The 5,921-nt window shown below is 74.0% G+C and carries 7 protein-coding genes and 1 pseudogene; 6 read left to right on the top strand and 2 right to left on the bottom strand.

Annotated features, from left to right (window positions below):
- From VR44_RS07330 to VR44_RS45900, 4 genes and pseudogenes are all read left to right on the top strand, one after another.
- Positions 1-696 (top strand): annotated as a pseudogene (locus VR44_RS07330) (dimethylaniline monooxygenase); the annotation flags it as partial.
- A 23-nt stretch (positions 697-719) separates the two neighbouring features.
- Positions 720-1,220, top strand: coding sequence for a hypothetical protein (locus tag VR44_RS07335; protein ID WP_045946562.1), 501 nt, complete (start codon positions 720-722; stop codon positions 1,218-1,220).
- A gap of 14 nt (positions 1,221-1,234) precedes the next feature.
- Entirely contained in the window at positions 1,235-3,322 is a 2,088-nt protein-coding gene (locus VR44_RS07340; protein WP_045946563.1) for a SpoIIE family protein phosphatase, read from the top strand.
- Positions 3,323-3,434: 112 nt separating this feature from the next.
- Positions 3,435-3,611 carry a hypothetical protein gene (locus VR44_RS45900; RefSeq protein WP_169790985.1) on the top strand — a complete coding sequence of 59 codons (177 nt, stop codon included), beginning with the start codon at positions 3,435-3,437 and terminating at the stop codon, positions 3,609-3,611.
- A 36-nt stretch (positions 3,612-3,647) separates the two neighbouring features.
- Here VR44_RS45900 and VR44_RS40980 read toward each other — a convergent pair whose 3' ends face one another.
- The gene (locus tag VR44_RS40980; RefSeq protein WP_157880246.1) at positions 3,648-4,088 is read right to left on the bottom strand and encodes a DUF6299 family protein; all 441 of its coding nucleotides are present in this window, start codon (positions 4,086-4,088) and stop codon (positions 3,648-3,650) included.
- A 212-nt stretch (positions 4,089-4,300) separates the two neighbouring features.
- Here VR44_RS40980 and VR44_RS07350 point away from each other — a divergent pair, with 212 nt between their 5' ends.
- Both VR44_RS07350 and VR44_RS07355 read left to right on the top strand, forming a co-directional pair.
- Positions 4,301-4,912, top strand: coding sequence for a DUF4352 domain-containing protein (locus VR44_RS07350; protein WP_052713501.1), 612 nt, complete (start codon positions 4,301-4,303; stop codon positions 4,910-4,912).
- A gap of 57 nt (positions 4,913-4,969) precedes the next feature.
- Positions 4,970-5,464 (top strand): DUF5949 family protein, encoded by a 495-nt coding sequence (locus VR44_RS07355; protein WP_045946564.1) that lies wholly within the window; start codon positions 4,970-4,972, stop codon positions 5,462-5,464.
- A gap of 71 nt (positions 5,465-5,535) precedes the next feature.
- Here the strand turns inward: VR44_RS07355 and VR44_RS07360 are convergent.
- On the bottom strand, positions 5,536-5,921 hold a 386-nt coding region (locus VR44_RS07360), incomplete at its 5' end, for a cytochrome P450 (RefSeq protein ID WP_157880247.1).

Below are 5,921 nucleotides of genomic sequence, written 5' to 3' on the forward strand. Positions count from 1 at the left end.
GCCCGGCCCTGTCTGGTGGCCCGGCGGTCCCGGCTGAACTGGAACACCGTCCCGCAGCCCCTGCGACGGCCGGCGCTGCGGGCCCTGCGCGACCCGCACAGCGGGCTGGGCACCGGCTGGCGGAGCTGGGTGTGGTCGGAGCTGCCGTGGGCCGTGCGCAGGCTGCCCGCGCCGACGCGGGAGCGGATCGCCGCCACGGCCCTGGGGCCGGCCGGGGCGTGGTGGCTGCGGGACCGCTTCGAGCGGAACGTGCCCGCGCTCATGGGGCACCGGCTGCACCGGGCGGTGGCGGTGGGCGGCCGGACCCGGCTCGGGCTGACCACGGCCGCCGGGGAGTCCGTCGTCATGGACACCGCGCACGTCATCGCGGCCACCGGCTTCGCCCCGCGGCTGGGCCGGCTGGAGCTCCTCGACGCGGGGCTGCGGGCGGCGCTGGCGACCGTGGGCGAGGGGGACGCCCCGGAGCTGAGCGCCGTTTTCGAGTCCTCGTGGCCGGGGTTGTTCTTCGCGGGGCTGCTCACGGCTCCCTCATTCGGACCTTCCATGCGATTCGTGCACGGCACGGGCTTCACGGCGGGGAGACTGGTGAGGGGAGTCCGCAAGCGCCTCGGCGCGCGGGGTCCGCTGCCGGGTCCGGCCGGCGGGGTCCGGCCGGTCCGGGCGTCCGCCGGGCATCCGGAGACGTATCTACGCTGAGATCCACCTGAGAGGGGTCAGCGATGGGCGCGGAGCGAGCACAGGGCGGCCGTGGCTGGGTGCGCATCCCCGCCAGCCGGGGGGAACAGCCCCCGCCGGCGGCCGCGGGCAAGCCGTACGGGCCGGGCCAGTACGGGGCGGGGCCGTACGGCGGAAACCAGCAGGGGACGGGCCAGTACGGCGGAAACCCGCAGGGGACGGGCCAGTACGGCGGAAACCAGCAGGGCGCGGGCCAGTTCGGCGGAAACCCGCAGGGCGCGGGCCAGTACGGTGCCGGCCGGCACGCGCCGGGCCAGCCCGGGCAGACCCCGTACGGCTCCGGCAGGCACGGCTCCGGCCCGTACGCCGCGAACCCCTTCCGCGGGCCCGGCCCGCACGGGCCCGCCGGGGCGGGCGCCGGGGACACCGCGGAGATCTACCTCTCCCTCGTCAAGCGATGGCGGGAGGCCGGGCGCACCCTCCCGGGGCATCCTGACGAGGAGTGGGAGCGGCTGATCTCGCAGCCGTGCTGGCCCGGCCGTTAGGTGGTGTGTGTCTCGTGGCAGCGGCGGAGCGGGACGGCGACGGGCAGGGCACGCCCCGGCCCCTGACGGGCCCCGGCGAGCGGCTCGCGCTCAACGGCATGGGCAGCTTCGAATGGGACCTGGACAGCGACACCCTCGTCCTGGACGAGGCCGGCCTGGCCGTCTTCGACCTCGAGGCGGACGAGTTCGACCACACCCCCCAGGGGCTGGGCCTGCGGATCCCGGCCGACGACTCCGCCCGGCTCCAGGACGTCGTCAGGGGGGTGCTCGACGGTGGCGGGCAGACGTACGGCTCGTACTTCACGGTCCGCCGGCGCGACGGCCGCGACCAGTGGACGCACACCCAGGGCCGGGTGCTGCGCGACCCCGACGGCCGGCCCCTGCGGATCGTCGGCATCGTCCGCGACGCCACCGCCGAACTCGCGCACGCGACGGTGCTGCGGAGACTGGAGAACGCCCGGATCCAGCAGGCGGCCATCGTCCAGCGCACCACCGACGCCCTGTCGCGGGCCGTGACCGTGGACGACGTGACGGCCGCCCTCACCGGCGCCGGCGCCCTGGAACGGCTCGGCGCGGACGGGCTGGCCCTCGGCCTCGTCGAGAACGACGCCATCAAGATCATCGCGTTGAGCGGGGAGTCCCTGGAGATCCTCGACGAACGCAAGTTCACCCGGCTGGACGGCTCCCTGCCCCTGTCCCAGGCCGTCATCACCCGGAAGGCGCGCTTCGTGACCTCGCTCACCGCGCTCGCCGACGAGTTCCCCCTGCTGGCCGACTACCTGCGCCGCATCCGGTTCGACGCCGCCGCCTACCTGCCGCTGATCGCCCAGGCCCGGGCCATCGGCGGCCTCGTGCTCTTCTACCGCCGGCGCACCGAGTTCAGCCCCGAGGAGCAGAACCTGTGCCTGGGCCTGGCCGGCATCGTCGCCCAGTCCCTCCAGCGGGCGCTCCTCTTCGACCAGGAACGCGAGTTCGCCACCGGCCTGCAGGCCTCGATGCTGCCGCGCCGCATCCCCGAGATCACCGGCGGGGAGATCGCCGTCCGCTACCACTCCGCCTGGAGCGGACGGGAGGTCGGCGGGGACTGGTACGACGTCATCGCCCTGCCCCGCGACCGCGTCGGGATCGTCGTCGGCGACGTACAGGGGCACGACACGCACGCCGCGGCCATCATGGGCCAGCTGCGCATCGCCCTGCGGGCCTACGCGGGCGAGGGGCACCCGCCGTCCACCGTCCTGGCCAGGGCCTCCCGCTTCCTCGCCGAACTCGACACCGAGCGCTTCGCCACCTGCATGTACGCGCAGGTGGACCTGGAGACCGGAGGCGTACGGGCGGTCCGCGCGGGCCACATCGGGCCGCTGATCCGGCACACGGACGGGCGTACCGGCTGGCCCAACGTGCGCGGCGGCCTGCCGCTGGGGCTGGCCTCGGCGTTCGAGCAGGAGGAGTTCCCCGAGACCCGGCTGGACCTGGTGCCCGGCGAGACGCTCGTGCTGTGCACCGACGGCCTCGTCGAGGAACCCGGCTCCACCATCACCGCCGGCATGGACGCCTTGGCCCACGCCGTGCGCAGCGGGCCGCAGGGCGCCGGGGAGCTCGCCGACCACCTCTCCGACCGGCTCTGGGAGCGCTGGGGCTCCGGCGACGACGTCGCCCTGCTCGTCCTGCGGCGGGCCCCGGACCCGGGCACCCACCGGGCCCCCCGGATCCACCAGTACGTCCACCAGGCCGACCCCGAGGGGCTCTCCGACGCCCGTTACGCGCTGCGGCAGGCCCTGCGCGACTGGGGCATGGCCGATCTGGCCGACGACGTGGAGCTGGCGGCGGGGGAGCTGCTGGTCAACGCCCTGCTGCACACGGACGGCGGGGCGGTGCTGACCATGGAGGTGCTGCCGGAGCCGGTGCGGCGGATCCGGCTGTGGGTCAAGGACCGCTCCAGTGTGTGGCCGCGCCGGCGCACCCCCGGCGAGGCGGCGACCACGGGGCGCGGGCTGTTGCTGGTGGACGCCCTCGCCACGCACTGGGGGGTGGAGTCCCGGGGGGACGGCAAGGCGGTGTGGTGCGAGTTCGACGCGGGCGGCGTCCCGCGCGGCACGGCGTGACCGCTGATCCCGTGACCGTACGGTCACGCCGGGTTGTGGGGTGCGGGGAGCGGGGTGATGATTCGGCCATGAAACCGAAGCGTGGTCTTCCGCGTGGCTGCCGGAACGAGCCGTGCGCCGCCTGAACAGGGGCGCGGTCACGGGCATCGTGATAACGCTCCTGGTGCTGCTGCTGGCGGCCGGGGGGCAGGCGGTCGTGGACTGGACGACCGGGCGGCCGCACAGCGAGCCCGGGTGCCAGACGGTCGCGTTCATGTCGATGACAGGCGTCGCGCCGGAGTGCCGGTAGCGGCGGCCACCGGACCCCGCGGGAGCGCCCGCTCCGCTACCGGTGGTCTGCGACCACCTCGATGTCCTGCTGGTCCTCCGCGACCGTGCTGAGCGCACGCGGCATCAGTCCGGCCATGTGGATCTCCTGGAGCTCCGCGACGGCGTGCGCGGAGCCCGGGTGCAGGCCGGCCGTCAGCGGGCTCACGGCCTCCCAGGCGTGCACCCGGCCGTCGCAGAAGACCTCTCCGGCGCCGATGCTCAGACGGGTGCCGTCCTGGACGACGGTGGCCTTGATCTGGACCGCGCCCGAGGTCGGAGAGAGCTCGCACCGGTAGGCACCGGAAAGGACGACCGAGCCGTCCGGGGTGATGCGGGCCTTCGAGCCCAGGGAAATTCCCTGGTGGAAAACGGTGGCCAGGGCGGGAGTGGCGAAGAGGGCGGTGGCGGCCAGGGCGGAGAAGGCGGACAGGGCCATTCGGCGGGCGGCGGTGGACATTCTTCCTCCGGGTGGGTGGGGGTGGCGGGATTCCGTCGGAACGCATTGTGCTGGCAGTCGGCGTCCGGTCCGGTCCGTGCGCTCGTGTCGGTGTGTGCAATTCCCCGCTCGGGCGCGTGAGACTGGCCGAAAGATATCCGCGTCCGCACCCGCTTCCGACGATTTCCCGAGCCTCGCCGTGCAGATCCCCGCATCCCCGAAGGGGTCCCCGTATGCGTCAGACCGCCTCCGTCCTCGCCGCCGCCGCGCTGCTGCCCGCCCTGCTGCTGACCGCCACCGCCTGCCAGAGCACCCATGAGGGGGCGGCGCAGGCCCCGGCCGCGGCGCCCGCCGTCCCGGCCGACGACGGGGCGCCCGGGAGCGACGAGGAGCCCGCAGCGCCGGACCGGGCGGCCGCGGCGGGCGCCGCGAAGGATGCCCATGTGGGTGACTCCGTACGGGTGCAAGGGCAGGAGGTGGGTCGACACCTGCAGGCGGTGCTCAACGCGTTCGTGGACCCCGCGGTCAGCGTCGAACCGAACTACGCGCCGCCCGCCGGCAAGCGCTGGGTGGCCGCCTCGATGTCCTTCGTCAACGTCGGCGGGGCCTCGTACGGGGCGCTCGGGCGCATGTGGGCGTACGACGGCGCGGGCAAGCGCCACCCGGTGGTGCGCACCGGTGAACTGACCACCGGCAAACCACTCGTCTTCGATTCCCTGGCGGTCGGCGAGCGGGCCGAAGGGTGGGTGGTGTTCGAAATTCCGGATAACCAGCGCATTGTGCGGCTCCAGTACCAGGACGCGAACATGCGGCCGAATTCCGGAGGTGGATTCTGGGCTGTGTAGCCCGCCCGGGTGAAAGGCCGTGAAAGGGCCGGGCGGGAGAGCACTAAGGTGCGGCGCATGACTTCAACGCAAGCCGAAACCGACCGCTCCCTGCTCGGCACCCTTTCCGTTCTCGCCTGGATCGGTGACCCCTCCGAGGGCCACGACGTCCCGTACCTCATCGCCTACACCCTCGGCGACGGTCCGCAGGGCCGGGAGGGCAGCGAGGCGGCCGCCCGCGGGCTGCTGGAGGAGATCGGCCTGCAGATCGGCGACGTGGTCATGGACGGCACGCGCAACCCGCGCACCTTCCCCGTGCAGATCCTGCTGGCCGACGCCCAGATCGCGCTGACCATGCCCGGGCTCAACGCCACCTGCACCGCCCCGCCCGAGTGGGTCGCCGCGGCCAACGAGAGCGGGCAGGCCTACTTCCTGTTCGCCACCCGGGCCTGGCCCGAGGCCGCTCCGGGCCAGGAGGTGACGCCGGAGCTGCTCCAGGCCTTCGCCGGGGACGAGGCGGTGCTCACCAGCAGCGCCCACTGCGTCCTCACGGTGCAGACCCTGCAGAAGTAGCCGCGGCGGCGCCCGCCGCCGCCCGCTCCGGCCGCCGGGCCCCCAGCCTGCCCGGCGGCCGGCCCTTCCGGTCAGGGCGCCTCGAAAGCGAACCGGAGCGAGCGGACACGGTTGTCGAAGTTGGACCCCGCCAGATCGGGCAGCCCTACCGCCCTCAGCCCCACCGGCCGGGTCAGCAGCTCGCGGAACAGGGCCTTCATCTCCACCCGGGCCAGATGCGCGCCCAGGCAGAAGTGCGGACCGCCGCCACCGAAGCCCAGATGCGGATTGGGCGAGCGGGTGATGTCGAAGACGTCCGGGTCCGGGAAGACCGCCTCGTCACGGTTGGCGGACGCGTAGTACAGCACCACCTTGTCCCCCGGGGCGAACACGTGCCCGTGCAGGGTGTGTTCCGCTGCGACGGTCCGGCGGAACTGGATGATCGGCGTCGAATGCCGGATCATCTCGTCCACCGCCC

This window comes from Streptomyces katrae (genome assembly GCF_000966975.1).
GTDB lineage: Bacteria > Actinomycetota > Actinomycetes > Streptomycetales > Streptomycetaceae > Streptomyces > Streptomyces katrae.

What these genes read in the sequence shown, in the direction of transcription:
- VR44_RS07350 (WP_052713501.1), top strand. Translation starts at nt 4,301, where the DNA reads ATGCGTCAGACCGCCTCCGTCCTCGCCGCCGCCGCGCTGCTGCCCGCC.
- VR44_RS07335 (WP_045946562.1), top strand. Translation starts at nt 720, where the DNA reads ATGGGCGCGGAGCGAGCACAGGGCGGCCGTGGCTGGGTGCGCATCCCC.
- VR44_RS40980 (WP_157880246.1), bottom strand. Translation starts at nt 4,088, where the DNA reads ATGTCCACCGCCGCCCGCCGAATGGCCCTGTCCGCCTTCTCCGCCCTG.
- VR44_RS07355 (WP_045946564.1), top strand. Translation starts at nt 4,970, where the DNA reads ATGACTTCAACGCAAGCCGAAACCGACCGCTCCCTGCTCGGCACCCTT.